Source organism: Pelagibaculum spongiae (genome assembly GCF_003097315.1).
Classification (GTDB): Bacteria; Pseudomonadota; Gammaproteobacteria; order Enterobacterales; family Pelagibaculaceae; genus Pelagibaculum; species Pelagibaculum spongiae.
This window is the reverse complement of record NZ_QDDL01000001.1, coordinates 341,817-360,193: the sequence shown is the minus strand read 5'-3', so window position 1 is coordinate 360,193 and position 18,377 is coordinate 341,817. Positions and strand designations below refer to the sequence as shown.

13 protein-coding genes are annotated in these 18,377 nt (G+C 42.3%); 10 read left to right on the top strand and 3 right to left on the bottom strand.

The genetic code is table 11. From position 1 onward, the window contains the following. The first annotated feature begins 14 nt into the window (after nt 1-14). The 8 genes from DC094_RS01560 (at nt 15) to lpoB (ending at nt 10,438) form a co-directional block, all read left to right on the top strand. Nucleotides 15-1,217, top strand: a complete 1,203-nt coding sequence (locus tag DC094_RS01560) for a threonine synthase (protein ID WP_116685329.1) — start codon at nt 15-17, stop codon at nt 1,215-1,217. Nucleotides 1,218-1,291: 74 nt separating this feature from the next. Further along, nucleotides 1,292-2,509 carry a YgeY family selenium metabolism-linked hydrolase gene (locus DC094_RS01555; protein WP_116685328.1) on the top strand — a complete coding sequence of 406 codons (1,218 nt, stop codon included), beginning with the start codon at nt 1,292-1,294 and terminating at the stop codon, nt 2,507-2,509. Between the two features lie 90 nt (nt 2,510-2,599). Continuing rightward, nucleotides 2,600-4,069, top strand: a complete 1,470-nt coding sequence (hydA, locus tag DC094_RS01550; RefSeq protein WP_116685327.1) for a dihydropyrimidinase — start codon at nt 2,600-2,602, stop codon at nt 4,067-4,069. 682 nt (nt 4,070-4,751) lie between these two features. Further along, nucleotides 4,752-5,711 carry a carbamate kinase gene (arcC, locus tag DC094_RS01545; protein WP_116685326.1) on the top strand — a complete coding sequence of 320 codons (960 nt, stop codon included), beginning with the start codon at nt 4,752-4,754 and terminating at the stop codon, nt 5,709-5,711. A gap of 193 nt (nt 5,712-5,904) precedes the next feature. After that, on the top strand, nt 5,905-7,764 hold the full coding sequence (locus tag DC094_RS01540) for a sigma-54 interaction domain-containing protein (protein ID WP_116685325.1): 1,860 nt from the start codon (nt 5,905-5,907) through the stop codon (nt 7,762-7,764). Between the two features lie 304 nt (nt 7,765-8,068). Then, nucleotides 8,069-9,388: a COG3014 family protein gene (locus DC094_RS01535; RefSeq protein ID WP_133245433.1), complete on the top strand. Its 1,320-nt coding sequence runs from the start codon at nt 8,069-8,071 to the stop codon at nt 9,386-9,388. A 30-nt stretch (nt 9,389-9,418) separates the two neighbouring features. Beyond that, nucleotides 9,419-9,811 (top strand): YcfL family putative periplasmic lipoprotein, encoded by a 393-nt coding sequence (locus DC094_RS01530; protein WP_116685323.1) that lies wholly within the window; start codon nt 9,419-9,421, stop codon nt 9,809-9,811. A gap of 12 nt (nt 9,812-9,823) precedes the next feature. Further along, nucleotides 9,824-10,438, top strand: coding sequence for a penicillin-binding protein activator LpoB (gene lpoB / locus DC094_RS01525; protein WP_241503941.1), 615 nt, complete (start codon nt 9,824-9,826; stop codon nt 10,436-10,438). Between the two features lie 72 nt (nt 10,439-10,510). On the opposite strand, the gene DC094_RS01520 is transcribed toward lpoB, so the two are convergent. Further along, nucleotides 10,511-12,220, bottom strand: coding sequence for an FG-GAP repeat domain-containing protein (locus DC094_RS01520; RefSeq protein WP_116685322.1), 1,710 nt, complete (start codon nt 12,218-12,220; stop codon nt 10,511-10,513). Nucleotides 12,221-12,997: 777 nt separating this feature from the next. Here DC094_RS01520 and DC094_RS01515 point away from each other — a divergent pair. Together DC094_RS01515 and DC094_RS01510 are read left to right on the top strand one after the other, a co-directional pair. After that, nucleotides 12,998-13,399, top strand: a complete 402-nt coding sequence (locus DC094_RS01515) for a DUF4870 domain-containing protein (protein ID WP_116685321.1) — start codon at nt 12,998-13,000, stop codon at nt 13,397-13,399. Nucleotides 13,400-13,742: 343 nt separating this feature from the next. After that, entirely contained in the window at nt 13,743-14,933 is a 1,191-nt protein-coding gene (locus DC094_RS01510; RefSeq protein WP_116685320.1) for a multidrug effflux MFS transporter, read from the top strand. 86 nt (nt 14,934-15,019) lie between these two features. On the opposite strand, the gene DC094_RS01505 is transcribed toward DC094_RS01510, so the two are convergent. Together DC094_RS01505 and DC094_RS01500 are read right to left on the bottom strand one after the other, a co-directional pair. Beyond that, nucleotides 15,020-16,777: an ankyrin repeat domain-containing protein gene (locus tag DC094_RS01505; protein ID WP_116685319.1), complete on the bottom strand. Its 1,758-nt coding sequence runs from the start codon at nt 16,775-16,777 to the stop codon at nt 15,020-15,022. Next, nucleotides 16,777-18,375 carry a hypothetical protein gene (locus DC094_RS01500; RefSeq protein ID WP_116685318.1) on the bottom strand — a complete coding sequence of 533 codons (1,599 nt, stop codon included), beginning with the start codon at nt 18,373-18,375 and terminating at the stop codon, nt 16,777-16,779. Before DC094_RS01500 ends, DC094_RS01505 begins: the two co-directional genes overlap by 1 nt. Nucleotides 18,376-18,377: the final 2 nt, after the last annotated feature.

Sequence of the window (18,377 nt, the reverse complement as noted above, 5' to 3'; positions counted from 1 at the left end):
TCAGGAGCTTAAAAATGGCGCAGTATCGCTGTAATGAATGTCACACTCACTATCCAATCTCAACTGATTTGATGCTTTGTCCTGCTTGTAAAAGTAAGCAAAAAGTAAATGAACCACTGCGTGGTGTATTAGAAGTTGATTTTTCTGTTAAAGGAAAAAGTGATTTGTCTGGTACTTCATTGAGTGATATTCGTGATTGGTTACCTGTTTCTAAACAAAGCTTTGCCCCCATCCCTGTTGGCAATACGCCGATGTGGTCACCGACTCGATTGAGTGAATCGCTTGGGTTAAATAATTTATTTATTAAGGATGATGGTGCTAACCCAACTAGTTCGTTCAAGGATCGTGCATCCTGGATGGTTTCAGCATTTGCTAAAGAAAATGGCATTAATGAAATTGTGTTGGCATCCACCGGTAATGCGGGCTCATCCATGGCCGGTATTGCAGCAGCATCAGGTCAGAAGGTTACCTTGTTTCTGCCAAAGGCTGCACCAGCAGCAAAAATGATTCAGGCGCAACAATATGGTGCCAATTTAATTCTGGTTGACGGTAATTATGACCGGGCTTGCGAACTCGCGCTGGATTACAGTAATAAATTTGGTGGCATGAATCGAAATACTGCTTTTAATCCGATGACGATTGAAGGTAAGAAAACCGTTTCCATTGAAATGGTCCGTCAATTGGAAAAAGCACCTGACCATGTTTTTGTAGCGACGGGCGATGGTTGTATTGCTGGCGGTGTTTACAAGGGTTTCCGTGATTTAATCGAAGCGGGTGTAATTGATGAAATGCCGATTATTTGGGTGGTGCAATCATCTAATAGCGATGCCTTGTGTATTGCGATGGAAAAAGGGCATTTCGAAAAAATTTCTGCCACCACGATTGCCGACTCAATAAGTGTTGATGTGCCAGCTAATGGCTATCAATTATTGGGTTATTTAAAGCAATACGATGGGCGCTGTATTCGAGTGGCAGATGACGCCATTTTAAAAGCGCAAAAGTATCTATCTGAATCGAGTGGACTGTTTTCAGAACCAGCAGGTGCAACGGCGTTTGCTGGTTTGTTGGCAGTAAAAGACCAGTTGCCAGCTGACAGCACAGTTGTAGTTTTGGCAACCGGCAATGGACTTAAAGATGCGGCTACCGCAGCGAAAGGTAATCCACTATTACCTGAGCCAATAGGCTCAATTAATGAGTTACTGGTAAGCGAAGCCTGAAAAGGTATTTCGGTAAAAGCATTAATTATTAAGCGTTAATTGTTAATCAGTATTTAAGTTTTGAGGTGAATCAAATGAGCGATAAAAAAGTCATTCCTTTTTCTGAAGTGCTAGAGAAAGCTAAAGGTTACCGTGCTGATATGTCAGCGTTTTTGCGCGATATGATTCGCATTCCTAGTGAATCTTGCGATGAAGAAAAAGTTGTATTGCGCATTAAAGAAGAAATGGAAAAGGTTGGTTTTGACAAGGTTGAAATCGATCCAATGGGCAACGTATTAGGTTATGTGGGCCATGGTGAGCGGATTATTGCGATGGACGCACACATCGACACAGTCGGTGTTGGTGACCAATCACTGTGGAACTACGATCCCTATGAAGGTTTTGAAGACGACGAAATCATTGTAGGTCGTGGTGCATCAGACCAAGAAGGCGGCATGGCTTCAATGGTTTATGCCGGTAAGATCATTAAAGATTTAGGGCTGGAAGATGATTATACGTTAATCGTTACCGGTACCGTTCAAGAAGAAGATTGTGACGGTCTTTGCTGGCAGTACATTATCGAACAAAGCGGTATTAAGCCTGAGTTTGTAGTGTCTACTGAGCCTACCGATGGCGGCATCTACCGCGGTCAACGTGGTCGGATGGAAATTCGTGTTGAAGTGAAGGGCGTTTCTTGTCACGGATCTGCGCCAGAACGTGGTGACAATGCAATCTTTAAAATGGCTCCAATCCTTAGCGAAATCAAAGTGCTTAGTGAAAATCTAGGTGATGATGAATTCTTGGGTAAGGGTACTTTGACTGTTTCAGAAGTGTTTTTCACTTCACCAAGTCGTTGTGCGGTTGCAGATAGCTGCGCTATTTCAATTGACCGTCGCCTGACTGCAGGTGAGAGCTGGGAAGGAGCGCTGGAAGAAATTCGCGCATTGCCAGCAGTACAAGCGGCTCAAGGTGAAGTGACCATGTACAACTATGATCGCCCAGCATACACAGGTCTAGTTTACCCAACTGAATGTTACTTCCCTTCATGGGTGATTCCATCGGATCACGTAGTGACTGAAACACTGGAAGACAGCTATCGCTTGTTGTTCGACAAAGAACCTCGTACTGATAAGTGGACCTTCTCTACCAATGGCGTATCTATCATGGGTCGCCATGGTATTCCTTGCATCGGCTTTGGCCCTGGTAAGGAAGCAGAAGCGCACTTCCCTAACGAGAAAACTTGGAAAGAAGATTTGGTTACTTGTGCCGCTATGTACGCAGTTATTCCGCTGATGTATTTGGATAAAGCGTAATCGATCTGGTTAAAAACAAGATCTGACTTAGGCATGATTCACCCGACTCAGAATGTTTCGAGTCGGGTGTTTAATCCCAGAGGAAAAATTATGTCAGCCGCAGAAAAAAACGCTCAGATTAATAGTGATAATAACCTGGCGAAAGAGGGCGGTAAGTGCGCCACTTTAATTAAAAATGCAACTTTGGTTAATGCTGATAGTACCAGCCATGTCGATATTTTAATTGAAGACGGTAAGATCGCCGAAATCGCGCCATCAATTTTTCGGCCTGATGCCGAGCAGATCGATGCATTTGGTAAATATGTAATGCCCGGTGGCATCGACGCTCACACCCATTTCAATATTGATGTGGGGTTGGCGCAAAGTTGTGACGATTTTGAATCAGGCACAATTGCGGCAGCCTGTGGCGGCACCACTACGATTATCGACCATATGGGCTTTGGCCCTGAAGGTTGCAATCTCCACCATCAATTAGCACGTTATCATGCTTTTGCAGCAGATAAAGCAGTGGTCGATTACAGCTTTCATGGCGTCATTCAACATGTTGATGATTCGATTCTTGATGAAATGGAATCGATGGTACTTCAAGAAGGTATTTCCAGTTTTAAACTTTATTTAACTTATAAACACAAGCTTAACGATGGCGAAGTGCTTCGTGTGCTTGAACGGTTAGGTCAGCTGGATGCCTTAGCCTGTGTTCACCCAGAAAATGATCAAGCAATTAGCTGGTTGCAGCAGAAATATATTTCCCAAGGAAATACTGGGCCAATTTATCATGCATTAAGCCGCCCACCAGAATGTGAGGCAGAAGCGATTGCTCGGATGATTAATTTAGCAGCAATTGCCGGTAATGCACCTTTGTATATTGTTCATTTATCTAATGGTCCCGGACTAGATTATATTCGGTTATCCCAGCAAGAAGGTCAGCCTGTTTTTGCTGAAACCTGCCCGCAATATTTAACCCTCGATATCGGCCGTTATAACGAGCCGGAAATGGGTGGTTTGAAATATATTATGAGCCCACCATTGCGCGATATGGATCACCAGAACAGCTTATGGCAAGGCTTGCAAGATGGCAGTATTTCTACCGTTGCAACCGATCATTGTAGTTTTACTTTCGAACAAAAATTATCGGGAAGAAATGATTTTAGAATGTGTCCCGGTGGTGCACCAGGTGTTGAAACGCGCATGCCGCTGATGTTTTCTGAAGGGGTCATGAAAGGCAAGCTGGGCATTAATCGTTTTGTCGATATAACCAGCACTCGACCTGCTAAATTATTTGGATTATATCCACGCAAGGGTGTGGTTCGTGAAGGCGCAGATGCTGATTTAGTGATATTTGATCCAGACCGCTGTGTTCGCATTACTCAGCGCCATTTGCATGGAAATAGCGACTACAGCCCATTTGAAGGTATGGAAGTTCGTGGTTGGCCAGTTCTGACTATGGTACGTGGTCAGATTGTTGCTAAGGATGGACAATTTGTCGGTGCTCCAGGGTATGGCGAGTTCTTAAAACGCTCGGGTTTGCCAGAGGAATATCACTTCTTTCAAACAGCTTAGTTCAAGGTAATAACTGATATATCATGCGTTTCCAGCTGCCAGTCCTTGCTCTTATTCTCATTGTGAGAGGTTAGAATGAGTAGTAAAGGGTAGGCAGCTGAGAGCGTATTTTTTTTGTAGTTTATTTATCGCATTTTGATATTTTTTCACCATTAGAAATTAACAAGACAACTGCAATTCTCAATATATATTTGCAGATTGATCAAACGATTGTCTGCCAGCTATTTGTCATGGTTCACGCCACTAATTAATACCACCAATTAATACCTTTTATACTTATAGAAACCCTTTGGCACTGTTTTTTTTAATTTTAAAAATAGCTAAGAGGCTCAGGAATTTGAAATTGTCTCGGACGTTGTAGGTTTGATGAGTGTTAACGAAATCAGACATCTGGCGATAGATTCCAAAAGTGTCTGATTGCGTCGAAGGCTTATCAAACCTACCCACAACCTAAAGTTCGACACCTCGAAAAACAGGGTGTTTATTATATTTTGAAGCCCTAAGAAGTTGGTATGGATGATGCATTGAATCATGCAATATCAAGTGTAGGGGGCAACACTGAAATGATTAAATTTCAGCTGCTTTTACTACATGAATTTTAAATTAAAAATAGATCTTAAAATCACAGACATCAGACGTGTTTGACAAGTCTGAATGATTTTAAGAGCGTTAGAGGTGAATTATGCTGGTTGTTGTAGCTTTAGGTGGAAATGCCATTTTACAGCGGGGCGAGCCGTTGGAATGTAGCGTTCAACGTGAAAACATTCGGACTGCTGCTCGTTCTATTGCCAAGTTGGCAGAGAATCATCAAGTGGTTTTAACCCATGGTAATGGACCGCAAGTGGGTTTGCTGGCATTAATGAATGAAGCTTATAGCGATGTAGCTCCTTATCCACTGGATGCTTTGGGTGCCCAAACTCAAGGCATGATCGGCTTTATGTTCGAGCAAGAACTGCGCAATTTTATGCCAGATCGTAAGGTGTGCACGGTATCCACTCAAACATTGGTTGATCCTCAAGATCCTGCATTTTCTGACCCAGATAAATTTGTTGGGCCGGTTTATAGCAAGCAGCAGGCAGAAGAACTGTTAAAGAAAAACCCAGGCTGGGCAATCAAGGCCGATGGTAAATATTTCCGCCGGGTTGTGCCTTCGCCTATGCCAAGTGAAATTCTCGAATTACCTTCTTTGCGTCATTTATTATCCAGTGGCGACATTACGGTAATTTGCGGTGGTGGCGGTGGTATTCCAGTTAAGCGCATTAATGGAAAACTCGAAGGTGTTGAAGCGGTGATCGATAAAGATCGCGCTTCTCGAGTGCTGGCGCGTGATATTGGTGCTGATGCTTTGTTGATTTTGACGGACGTCGCTGCGGTAGCCACCCAATACGGTGATCCTGCTTCTCAAGATATTCGCTTGGCAACGCCAGACAAAATGGATTCTTTTGGTTTTTCTGCAGGTTCAATGGGACCAAAAGTGGAAGCAGCCAATGGTTTTGTTCGTGATGGTGGGAAATTATCTGGTATTGGTTCATTAGAACAAGCTGCTGAAATAATTGAAGGCTTAGCGGGCACTACGATTAAAGCAGAAGTTGAAAATGAGATTCAATATTATTCGTCGATTGAGCAAGCTGCAGGTTTTTAAAATAGTTTAATAGACACTTAAATATGCATGCAGGACACTTCAATCAATTTGATAAAGTGTCCTGTTTTTATCATTTTGTTGTCTCAACTCAATAAAGTTTATTCCGATTGTTACCATAATCAAATCAGCTTCAAAATTGGTCAGTCAGATTATTTGCTGGCGGACAACCAGTTTTTAGGGAGGAGAGCTTGTTGTGCAATCTGAATTAATGTCTGTCCAGTCATCGGTAAACCGTTTTGTTCAAGTGTTGTCCCGAATACTAAAACTCGAAGTTGAAGTGATTGACACAGATATGGTTCGTGTCGCTGGCACAGGGCCTTATGGGCAAGATATTGGTAAACAATTGCATGGTGGTACACGTGTATTGCGCGGTGTATTGTCGACCAGAAACCACAAAATTGTTCGTCATGCTGGCCAAGACGTGGCTTGTGAGGGGTGTAGTAAGCGAGAGAATTGCACAGAAACTGCCTCGATGGGCGTTCCGCTGATTATTGGCAATGATATTCTCGGTGTGATTAATCTGGTGTGTTTTAATCAAGATCAACGGGTTCGCCTGCTCGATAATATCACCGACTTATTAGAATACATTAAAGGTATGGCACAGTCTTTTATTGCAAAAGTGCTGCAAGATAGCCAGCCAGTGATGGACTCTGCTTCTTTGATTCGAATGCTGGCAAGTAGCTTAAATCAAGGGCTTTTATTGATGAATGATCGAGGGCGCGCTATTTTTGCCAATCGGTCAGCCAGAGAACAATTAGGTATAGGTTCTTTAGATTTAATGGAATCAGATGTCATGCTTCGGCCGTTCGGCCAGGCATCTTCCTCTGCCGGATTTCGCCAAGAATATCTAATTCGTATGGCAGATATTGAGCAGCGATTACCCGGGCAATTATTACACTGTGGTAGTCAACAAATTCTGGTGTTATCTGACGACTATATGCCACCCGAAACTATGAAACGCCCCGGCCAAAAACAGAGAATGGTCGGTAAGTCGGCGGCAATGGATAAACTTAGAAAGCAAGTTGCACAAATTTCTTCCAGTCCATCTAGTGTCATGGTTTGCGGTGAAAGCGGCACAGGTAAGGAAGTACTTGCCCAGGCGATTCATGATTCTGGTTGTCGAGCATCGAGACCTTTTGTGGCAATTAACTGTGCAGCAATTCCAGCTGAATTGTTGGAGAGTGAATTATTTGGTCATGTCAAAGGCGCATTTACTGGTGCATCGAGCAAAGGTAGTACTGGCCTGATTCGTAGCGCCGATGGCGGCACTTTGTTTCTGGATGAAATTGGCGATATGCCGATTCATTTACAAGCCAAGCTATTGAGAGTGTTAGAAAAGCGCGAAGTGACACCAGTGGGTTCAAGTAAAACTGTTCCAGTAGATATTCGGGTGATTTCTGCAACTAATCAACACGTTGATCAGTTGATTGAACAAAAATTGTTTCGTGCAGATTTATTCTACCGTTTGAACGTTATACCTATGTATTTGCCACCGCTTCGAGAGCGGGGCGAAGATATTTTATTGCTGACTGATTTTTTCCTCGGGCTTCACTCAAGAAATCTTGGTGTGCAGCGCCCAGATTTGACACGTGAAACTAAAAATTTGCTGCTTCGCTGGAACTGGCCGGGTAATGTACGAGAGCTGGGTAATTTGATTGAATTTTTAGTCAATATGGTTGAGCCTGGCCGTAGTATTGATACTGAATTATTACCCGATTATTTTAATCCGAATTTTGTTCGGCCAAAGCCACATTTGATTACTGCTTCTGCCATAGCACCTCAGCCATATTCACAGTCAGCGGCACAACCCATTATTGCACCAGTGCCGGTGGCAGCTGAACAGGTTGCTGAAAGATCTGCTGCTCCAGTGCAGTTAGTGCCATCTCAAGCAACAGATGATTTTGATTTAGAGCAGCTAGAAATGCATACCATTAGTCAAGCCTTGGCTCATTTCGGTCGCTGCAATGAATCCAAGCAGAAAGCTGCGGATGCGCTAGGCATTGGTATTGCTACCTTGTATCGAAAAATTAAGAAATATCAGTTAGAAGATTAACAGTTACTTTTTATTGAACAGAGCGGTTGCTCGATTGACCGCCTTTTCGCTTATCTATTGAAAATACGCTTAGATTTTTAGTATTTACAAATCAATACAAAAGTAATCAATAGTTGGTTTTTATTGTACGAGGTTGTTTTACATATCAGTTGATCAATTTTTTTTCGGTAACAGGCGTTAAATAGCAGTTAACTGTGAATTATTTCCTTCTTTTTAAGTAGTGGTAAGGCTAGACTTGGCGAAAGTTAACCGAGTCGTTAAGGTTTTTCTCTTGCCTCTTATAAGGATGTTGAAGGTTGTTTGCTTGTCGCTAATGCTCTTTATAGGGCTGTCAGGTTGTGCAACCAGTTCCATATTTCTTCCCTATCCTGAGCAGGCCGAACTGGTCAGGCAATCTTTGGCTAGCCAGCCACCGCAGCTTTTATCTACATCGCCCGGACCAAATTTACTTTTACATGAGCTGGAAAACGGGAGAGTTCAACAGCTAGCTTCTGAATACGCTGCTTCGCAAATCAGTTTTGATGCCGCAAGTCGCCAATACCAGGAACGTGACACAGAAGCAGTCTTGGACATTAGTAATGGGGCAACTCAAGCAGCATCATTGGCAGTTAATGATAATTTGCTGACATATCCTGAATATGGATATGAGCGAGTTTTGTTGCATTTGTATCAAGCCTTTAATTATCTTGGACAAAATAATCTGGTTGCGACTCAAGTTGAGTTACGCAAGGCCGCTGAACATCAGCAATATTTGCAAGACAATTTTTCTGAGCGTTCGGCTAATCAGATCGATAAAGCCAAAAAGTTTCATATTGATTTGTCTCAGCTAGATAGTGCGCTTCCGCAATTAAGTCAGCAGCAGGTACAGGTTAATAACTCTTATCAGAATGCATTTGTTTATTACGCTTCAGCCATTATTTGGGAAGCATTAGGTAATACTAACGATGCGTTAGTTGATTATCGAAAGGCTAGTACACTGGTTCCAGATAATGCTTGGCTTGCTGCTGATTTGCACCGACTTGAGCAGGGGCAGCAAGTGGCCGATGAGGAACATGGCCGGCTGGTTGTTATTTATGAAGATGGTTTAGTTGAGCCGAGAAGTGATCTTTCTTTGGATATTTGGTTGTACCCGGATAAAATTTTGCCAATCAGTTTTCCTTGGTATGCCGGATACCAAAAATGGAATAGCAGTAGTTTGCAGGTTTCTACCGAAAGAGAGAGTCTGGGGCAAACGCAAGTAATCGCCAATATTCAAGGTTTAGCGGTTCAAGCATTAAAAGAAGCTTACCCCGGTATTTTAATTCGAGAAATTTTACGTGGCAGAGCCAAGTATGAATTACTCAATAACACCGTTGATAATGACAACATACTGGTTTTTATTGCAGCCCAAGTTTATACCTTAGCAACATCTGGACCTGATTTGAGAAGCTGGCTGACTTTGCCAGATAACGTGCAGATTTTGAGCCGACAATTACCGGTGGGCAAACAAAAGATTCGTTTGAATTCAGGTGCAATTAGTAGAGAAGTTGAGCTAGATATTGCTCCAGGAGAAACGCGGATTTTACGTGTGCTTAGAGTGAACTACCTACTCGACTATCAAGAGTTTACGATTAATCGCCAGTAATATACGCTGGAATAACTGAAAGGTGAGAATATGAAATTCAAGGCTTTGCTTGCCGCAGCAGCTTTAACAGCGTTGGCGGGTTGTAGTGCAGTCAATACATCGGCGGTGGTCGATACTGGTAAAGAAACCACTATTATTTCTAGTCAAAATAACCCGTTGCTATCATCTCGACTGGAAATCGCTGCTGTTAAAACAGCAACAGTAGGTGAGTTGTTTAAAGCGCAAGTTGAATTGCGAAACCGTTGGGTGTTTGAACTAGATTTTGAATATAAATTTCAATGGTTTGATCAAGATGGTTTTGAATTAGCAACGGAGCAGCGACCATGGACTCGAGTCATTTTCTCAGGAAGTGAGAGCAAGTTTGTACAAGCAACGGCACCTATGCCACAGGCTGTGTCTTTTAAAATTCTAGTTAGGGATTAACGGAGAAAATTTATGAAATTTTCGAAAATGGCTTTAAGATTCTTGAAAATAACATTAGTAGTGCCGCTGATAGTCGTTGCTGCTGGCTGTAGTACAAAAATCGTTTACCAAGATCCACAATCGGTTGAAACGGTTAATGAGAATTTTGGTTCGACTGACTTGCAGCAAATTGCTACGGCAATGGTTGATGACATGCTGAGTTTTGGGCCTTTGGTGAAAATTACCGCCAATAGCCGTCCGGTAATGTTTGTTGATCAAATCAAAAACAAAACCAGTGAACATATTGATACAGAATCCATCACGGACACCATTCAAAGTCGACTTCTGCGTTCAGGTAGTTACCGATTTATAGATACCACTGCGCTGAAGCAAGTAAAGGATCAACTGTCTTACCAGCAAGACACTGGGTTAGTTAATCAAGCGACTGCGGTAAAAGTTGGTCGACAAATTGGCGCGCAATATATGCTTTACGGCAATTTGTCGAGCATTGTAAAACGCCAGAGTGATAAGCGCAGCGTTTATTACAAGTTCACACTTAAACTACTCGATTTGGAAAGTGGTTTAATTGAATGGACCGATGAAAAAGAAATTCGTAAGTTAAGAGAAAAAAGCTTATTAGGCTTGTAGATAAACTTTGTAAATAAGGTTTATAGATAAAAAAAAGAGCTGGTATTTCGCCAGCTCTTTTTTTTGTTTTTATTATAATTTTTTCCGTCTCAAGTAAAAAATACTGAAGATTGGCAGCAATAATAAGTAGATCCATGAAAAGACAGCACCACCAGACTCGCTGCCTTGTGTGGTTGACACATCACTTGAACCTAATGGGTTAAAAAATATTTGTGTACCGCCATTGGTTTGCGATGCAGCAATCAAGTCAGGATAGTTGTCATTGTTTATGTCAGCAGAAGTAACCACCGGATTTGATACTGTATTGTAAGCTACAGGTGCTGCATCATAAACATTTTGTTTCCGACTACCACGGCTATAGAGTAAGCCATCTCCATTGGATAGCTGTAAATAAAGATCGTCGCGACCATTATTATCAAAGTCGGATACTAATAAATCAGTTATTGAATTAGGAACTGGAGCGAAGCTCGCGCTGTTAAAAGAATGATTGAAATTTAAAGCATCAACCAAATAACCTTGGCCATAGTCAACTGATCTTCCAAGGACCCCCGGTATGCCTGCACCGATAAAGTCAGGTGTTTCATCGCCATTACCAAAGCTGGTAAATTTACCGGCAATAAAGTTTGATGAAAAAATTACATTGTCGTCGATTTCAGGTGTTGGAAACCTTGTTGCCAGTGAAGTTTCTGTTGAGATGGACTCATAAATATAACTAAGGCCATCCTGATTCATAAAGAAAATATCAGGCACGGTATCATCATTAATTAATGCGGTTAACACGCCGCGAGTCTCAAAATTGCCGTCAATAGAAAGGCTTGGGCTGTTTGCTTGAGAAATGCTTGAGCCTGTATTAGTGACAATAAGATTCGGCCCTTTATTTCCTAGAATTAAATCAGGCAGTGCGTCTCCTGTGATATCTACAAGTGCTGCAGATCGTATGTCTTGTGGTGATACAGAGACTAGATTGCCTACTGAAAAAACTTGCTGATCATTTATTTCATATTGCACCAAGCCACCAGTTGAGGCTGGAACTCCACTAGATGCAGGGATAGAAGGGTAGGTGACAATTAAATCTAATAAATCATCGCCATCAATATCGCCCGCTAAAATTTCATTGGCTGATGGTGTTGCTGCTCCGGGCAAAGAGATAGGTGTTGTGCTGAATAACCCGTTACCCTGATTAATAAAAATTTTCACCGTCGATGCGCCATGGGAACCCACAAGTAGATCTTTGTAACTATCACCGTTTACATCAATTGCTCGTACAACGCTGGCATTATTTGCTGAAGCCAAGGTTTGCTGAGGATTGCTTCGTACTTGATTAACAATCTGTATTGTAGGGTAGGCGTCGTTATTAAAGCGATCTGTTTCAGCATTTGAAGCAGTGATGCGGCCAACAATACCTAGCGCATCCAAAGGGATGGAGTTTGCTGTGATTTGGACCTGAATAGTTTGTGGCGTGTTGGCTTGAAGTACTAATGGGCAAGAAAAGCTAGACTGACCAAAAGTGTTGGTTGTGAGGTCACTGCAGGTAGTAGTGTCACTGGAAACAACAGTTTCAACATCACTATTACTATGAGCAAAAGAAATGCTGGTTGTTCTGCTGGCAGCTTCACTAGGGCTGGCGGAATACTCGACAGAAAAAGTAAAGATCGCAGGCTGGTTAAGCTCAACATAATTACGATTGGTAGTACTATCAACCGTAACGTCAAAAGCGTAGCTTTGAGTCGCAAATAATAATGCTGACAGGGTGCTAAAGGTGAATGTTTTTTTGATGCTCATAGTTTTACCAAGTAGAAAGTACGTTGAATTTAAAATTAATAAATGTTGTTGTTTTGACAGTTTAGTAAAAATGAATGGTGTCGTTCTTTAATAATAAACTTGTTATTTGTTTTGAGGGTTGGTTGGCAAAAAATAGTATTCCAGTTTACTAGCTTTTTCATTGTTGCATGAAGGAAAGGTAGTAGTGGTGGGGTAGTTGCTAAACCGGGTTTGGTTTGTGGGTTTTCTAAGATTAATAGAGCTTATGTCGTGATTTAAATAATTCTGGTTTGGTTTATTATTAATCTGGTTTACTAGCTATGTTTTCTATCGTTTCTTAAGCATGGCTAAGTATTTATTAGTCCTGTTGGTTAACTGGTTGGTAGGTCATTTCAAGCCTTTTGGATATTCATTTTCATTGTTTGTAACGCAATAAATTAAACCTGCAATCGAAACGCCCAACTCCGTATGATGAAGCCTTGTATTGCACATTTTAGCAATTACAAAATAGTTCGGAGTGCTATCCAGTTTTATGGTGATTGTAATAGACTAGCTCTAGAAAACTTCTTGATTACAAATGGTCGGTGACAAATGTAATAGTCGTGCCTGATTTTGTAGCGTCCGACAAAAGACAATGAAATAGATCGGGTGTTAACTTAAAAGGTATAGCAAACCATCTTTAGCTGGGTATCGATAGATTTTCTGGTCAAATTCAATGAAATAAAGTTAAGATACCGCAGGTGCAACAAACCTCCCCTGGCAGTGGACGCCAATAACAATAAAATCAGGGAATTCAACATGGACAGTAATCTCGATACAAAACCGCAGACCCAAGATGATTCAAGGCCGCCAACTTCCGCAGCAAGCACTGCTGAAGTAGTTGTGACCCAAGATAGCAAAAATCTCGCTTTGCTTACTTGGCTCGCTACATTCTTTCTTGGTTTTGTACCAGGACTCATCATTTATGTATTCAAGAAAGATGATGCCTATCTGCTAGATCAGGCGAAGGAAGCCTTAAACTGGTCAATCACGCTCATCTTGGCCTATACGATAGCATTTGCTTTAACCTTCGTTGTTATTGGCATCTTGCTGATTCCAATTGTCGCATTATGCCATTTGGTTTTTTGTATTATGGGTATGGTTAAAACACACGATGGTGCAGCGTTTAGAGTGCCATGGACTCTGCGTTTAATTAAATAAATCAACTAGATGTTTTTATAAAGCTCAATCGATATCTTCGGTTGAGCTTTTTTGTTGTTTTCTAATTTAAGGTTTTGCCACTTTTTTGGAGGGAGATAACTGCTGATGAGTTGTTCTCGTTTGACAGTTACTCTGCTCAAGTCAGAAAAATTGAAACCAGTAGGACGGCAGCTTGAAACATTGAGCTATTCCAACAAGGACTATCAAAAAGATAATAATGATCATTTTAATTTAAGGGGTAAGGCGGATACAATCCGCGCAGTTTTTGAGTCGTAAGTTAAGATTGCTTGCGACCTTTATTTAATGACTTTTTAGTTATTCACCATTAGTTAAGTGAGATTTAATGCGCCTAAGCAATCCCCTGCCACTGTTTATGTTAATGGTACTGTTCTCCCCGTTGGCAATCGATATTTTCTTGCCAGCGATTCCACAAATGGCGCAAGCCTTGTCGGTTCCTGTCGCTTGGATACAACAAAGCTTACCTATGTTTATGTTGTCATTTGGTACAGGCCAATTGATCGCAGGCCCACTGGCGGATCGTTATGGGCGTCGGCCGATCGGCTTGATAGGTGTGCTGCTTTATATTATCACTTCATCAATTGCTGCCAGCGCTGACGTTTATTGGGTATTAATGGCGGCAAGATTAGGCCAGGGACTTGCTGCAAGTTGTCTGTCGGTTGCCGCATTTGCTGGCGTTCGAGATTTCTTTGGTGCTCAGCGTAGCGGTGCAATGTTCAGTTATCTCAATGGGGTAATTTGTATTGTTCCAGCAGTCGCGCCTTTGTTAGGTGGTTTGCTGACCGTCTGGTGGGGCTGGGAATCTAACTTTTGGTTTATGGCCGGCTATGGCTTGATCATGTTGGCAGCATTAACTGCAATGCTGCCTGAAACCCGACCTGCAAATACTTCAAGTGAAGGTAAGTTGTTTAGCTGGAACCGATATCAAGCAGTTCTGACGGTGCCGGTATTCATTTTTTATGCCACGCTGGCATTATTAGGCATGGCGATGATTATTGGCTATGTCACACAATCGCCAAGCCGTTTGATGATTGATATGGGGCTATCAGCAAGAGATTACGCATTATGGTTTGGTGCCAATGCGGTGGTTAATATTACCTGCGCTTTTGCTGCGCCAAAATTGATTGAAAAGGTTGGTAAAAAAACGGCGTTATGGGGTTCAGTTTCAGTGATGGCCGTTGCCGCAGTAGCAGAATATGCGCTGGGATCAATCATGCATCCGCTGGCCTTTATGGGGCCAGTTTTCACCGCGAGTGTTGGTTTTGCCACCATGATGGCGGTATGTGCTGGCAATGCGTTAGCCCCTTTTGGTGATCGGGCCGGTACCGCATCAGCATTGCTGGGATTATTTCAAATGACCGGTGCTGCGATTGTGGTGGCATGCCTGGCAGGAAGTCAGATGCTGGCGGTTGAGCAGCTATCACTAATGATGCTATTACCATGGGTTTGGGTGGTGGTGAATCGGATGTTGCGCGGCCGCTGTATGAGTGCTGAAACAGGTAATTGTCAGGTGTAAATTCGATAGATAAAAAAACCGCTGGTAACGATTAAGTTGCCAGCGGTTTTTTTTGAAATTTTTAAAAAAATTGAACAGAACTCTTGTTACTGTAGTTGTTGTAATGCGGCCAGATGCCCACGAGATTTTGCCCAGTGTGCAGCGTTTTTCCCTTGTTGATCAACTAAGGTTTTGTCTGCACCGGCCGATAATAATTCAGCAAGGCTATTTTTTTTGTTTAACGCCGCGGCAGTCATTAATGGGCTTCGCTGTTTGTTGTCTAGTGCGTTTATGATTGCGCCAGATTTCAATAGCAGGTTAACCGTTGATTGTTGATTGCTTTGTACCGCCCAATGTAAAACACTCCTTCCTTGCTTATCTGTTTCATTAATCGCATTTTTTTTCTGTAGCAGCAATTTAATTAAATCGTTATTGCCAGATAATGCAGCAGCCATTAGCGGACTAAAGCCTTGATAGTTACAAATGGTTGGTTTGGCGCCGCGCTGCAGCAATTGTTCGGCAATATCGCTGGCATGGTTGCCAGCAGCGAGTAGTAGGCCGGTTGCCCCGCGGTTATCTTGCCAGTCAATATTTATTCCAGATTGAATCAGTAGTTTTGCCGCTGCGCTATGCCGTTTGGCTATGGCATAGAATAATGCATTCCATCCAGCGGTGTTGGCCAAGTTCAATTTAGCATTATGCTGTATTAACAAACGGATACTCTTAATGTCACCATTGCCTGCAGCCATCATTAATGCAGACACCTTGCCGCTATTTTGTGCATTTACCTCGGCGCCTTGTTCCAGTAGATAACTCACTAGATCGCTATGGCCAAGATTTGCAGCAAACATTAAAGGGGTAAATTGATGTTTTTGTCGGCTATTAATATCTAAGCCTTGTTGTAGCAATAGCTTGACTGCGGCCAGGTTGCCACTGCTGGCGGCGAGGTGTAGCACGTTATGATCGTATTGATCGCGCTGATTTAAATTGCGATTTTTAGTCATTAATAAATGCAGAAACTTTGTATTACCATCAACAGCAGCCTGCATAAAAGCGGAACGGCCATTTTCATCGACAGCGTGCTGATCTGCACCATAAGACATCAACAGTTTTGCAATGGTAATCATTTGTCGCTGGGTCGCGATGGCTAATAGCGTCCGACCTTTGCTATCACGATCATTTGGATTGGCACCATGTTCCAGCAGTTGCTTAATTAATGGCAATTTGCCCGATTGAACGGCAAGCAGTAATGGTGTGGCATTGTTTTCATCAGCTAAATGCAGGTTAGCACGAGCTTTTAATAACATGCTGACAATTTCTGGTTGGTTGTTTTTTACTGCCAAAAATAGTGCGCTGCGCTGAAAATTATCTCTATGGTTAATGTCGATGCTAGCTGCAATTAATAATTGGCTGGCAGACATGTTGCCATAACTGGCAGCAACCATTAATGGTGTTTGACCACTTCGGTTGAGGGTTTTTAATGCTGAAGAATAGCCAATTAATAGTGATGTTTTCGCAGGCTTATTTTTAATAATGGCTAGCCCAAGTAAGCTTTGGCCGTTTTTTCTGTCAATAGCAGTTAGCCATTGCTGGTTGTTTTTTAGTTGTTTTTCAAATTGAGTAGTTGAGCTATTTTCTAGTGAGGCTAAGGCCTGCGGTAGCAAAAAAGCTACCGCAGATTGTTGGTTACGCGTGGCGTAATGACCGCCTTTTCCTTTGGGCATTACATCGGCAGCAGCCCAAAGTAAATTGGCTTGAACTAATAGTATTAGCAATAAGAGCATGTTGACAATTGTAGGGTTGCTTGGCCTAAAAACTGTCGCTAGATGGCGTTGATTAGGCCATTGCTCTATTTGCTTGGTCATTAGTTTTGGTCATCCCATTCGATTTTAAGCGTTGCGCTATAAAGTTGAATCGCTTTTTTATCGCCCTTGACATAAATCGCTAAATCAAAATCTTCGGTTAATGGTAAATAGTTGATGGAAGTCCCGTTACCATCTTCAACACTATTACTCGCCATGCCGATATTGACGTTGTTTTGGCTTGCATCTATCCAGCCGCTGCTAGTGAGTAGAGGTGAAATGTCTTCAGAATCAAGCAGGTTAATGGTAGTGGTGACGATATCGCCCACGGTATATTTTTGCGTATGTTTGCTAAAAGGTGGTGCCTGTACACATTCAGCTTCAGCGTTGGCAATTTCTAGTCCAGGTATGTCCTGGCCATATTTATTAGGTCTTAGCCGCCAGCGAGTTGCAGATTCTTCACCAACTTCAAAAGGACCGCGGTTAGTTGAGGTGTACCATGCGTTAGTTAATCCATGTTTTAAATCATCAGAAAATGCAGTTTGGTTTGCAAACTCTGCATTTTTAAACAAAGTACCTTCCGCAATAAAGTCGCCGTCACCTTCATAGCAATCTTTTGCCGATATAATGTTGTCGCCTGAGAATTCAGATTCAGGTAAGCGACCAATTGCTGCTTCATTTTCCATGTCTTCTGGGCGAATCTGATCATTCGGATTATTGGTAATGCTATGAACGACCGACAGTGATGCGCTGGTAATGCGGTAGACCGTTTCAGGGTTTTCTTTCCACGCTTGTGGAAGTGGCATTTTCGCATATAGACGAATATCTACAGGCCGTTTTACTGCATTACCCCAACGATATAATGGCTTACCATCATCTTTGAGGGTAATCGAGTAGTCTTTCCCTACTGCGATATCATCACGAACAGTCGATTCATTGGCGATCATTTGATCACCTGGCGTTGTACTAGTTAAAGCTTCTTCAGTAACTATTCCATTGCGTACTAGATATAATTGGTTATCTAGTTTTGCATCTGCGCAGCTTCCAACCTTGAGTTTGGTTTCAGGATCTATCAAATCTTTTTGCATACCGCCCAGTGGATCTTTTGTGGAATAGGGGATGGTTTCATTACATGTCAATACATGTTCCATCACCACGTAATGCTCAGATGAACATTTAACCATTTTTCCACCGAGGCCTGAGCACCAAGTTCCATAGGGGTCTTTTACCTTGAAAACATTGGTTGCCACATTGGCAATTGCTACCCCTGCGCCATGATCAGGGTCGACAATGTTACCGGCAAATCCTTCTTTATAATTCTGGTCGAAAGTTCGGTCGGCAGCACCGACAAAATCAGACACGTTAAATCCAAAATTACTTTCTATCGGATATAAGGTGTGATTATCTTTGTCTGCTTTTGGCTGCTGCACATCGGTTGGGCAGGTGGGTTTACTGCTGTCGGGCATGCCGCACAGAACCGTTTTATCATCGGCGTAAGTAGCGAAGTTTTCGCCACCTTGAATATCGCTGACGCTAAAAACGTGTGTTTCACTGGTGGTAATAATTTCCGCATTAGCAAGTGATGCACATAACATCAAAGGCAAGCCCGCGGCCAGACGGAATTTTTTATTTGATAACATAGGTGAATGATTGTTTTTCATTA

Excerpts from the sequence above, each read along its gene's own strand:
- DC094_RS01560 (WP_116685329.1), top strand. The coding sequence starts at position 15 with ATGGCGCAGTATCGCTGTAATGAATGTCACACTCACTATCCAATCTCA.
- DC094_RS01555 (WP_116685328.1), top strand. The coding sequence starts at position 1,292 with ATGAGCGATAAAAAAGTCATTCCTTTTTCTGAAGTGCTAGAGAAAGCT.
- hydA (WP_116685327.1), top strand. The coding sequence starts at position 2,600 with ATGTCAGCCGCAGAAAAAAACGCTCAGATTAATAGTGATAATAACCTG.
- arcC (WP_116685326.1), top strand. The coding sequence starts at position 4,752 with ATGCTGGTTGTTGTAGCTTTAGGTGGAAATGCCATTTTACAGCGGGGC.
- DC094_RS01530 (WP_116685323.1), top strand. The coding sequence starts at position 9,419 with ATGAAATTCAAGGCTTTGCTTGCCGCAGCAGCTTTAACAGCGTTGGCG.
- lpoB (WP_241503941.1), top strand. The coding sequence starts at position 9,824 with ATGAAATTTTCGAAAATGGCTTTAAGATTCTTGAAAATAACATTAGTA.
- DC094_RS01520 (WP_116685322.1), bottom strand. The coding sequence starts at position 12,220 with ATGAGCATCAAAAAAACATTCACCTTTAGCACCCTGTCAGCATTATTA.
- DC094_RS01515 (WP_116685321.1), top strand. The coding sequence starts at position 12,998 with ATGGACAGTAATCTCGATACAAAACCGCAGACCCAAGATGATTCAAGG.
- DC094_RS01510 (WP_116685320.1), top strand. The coding sequence starts at position 13,743 with ATGCGCCTAAGCAATCCCCTGCCACTGTTTATGTTAATGGTACTGTTC.
- DC094_RS01505 (WP_116685319.1), bottom strand. The coding sequence starts at position 16,777 with ATGACCAAGCAAATAGAGCAATGGCCTAATCAACGCCATCTAGCGACA.
- DC094_RS01500 (WP_116685318.1), bottom strand. The coding sequence starts at position 18,375 with ATGAAAAACAATCATTCACCTATGTTATCAAATAAAAAATTCCGTCTG.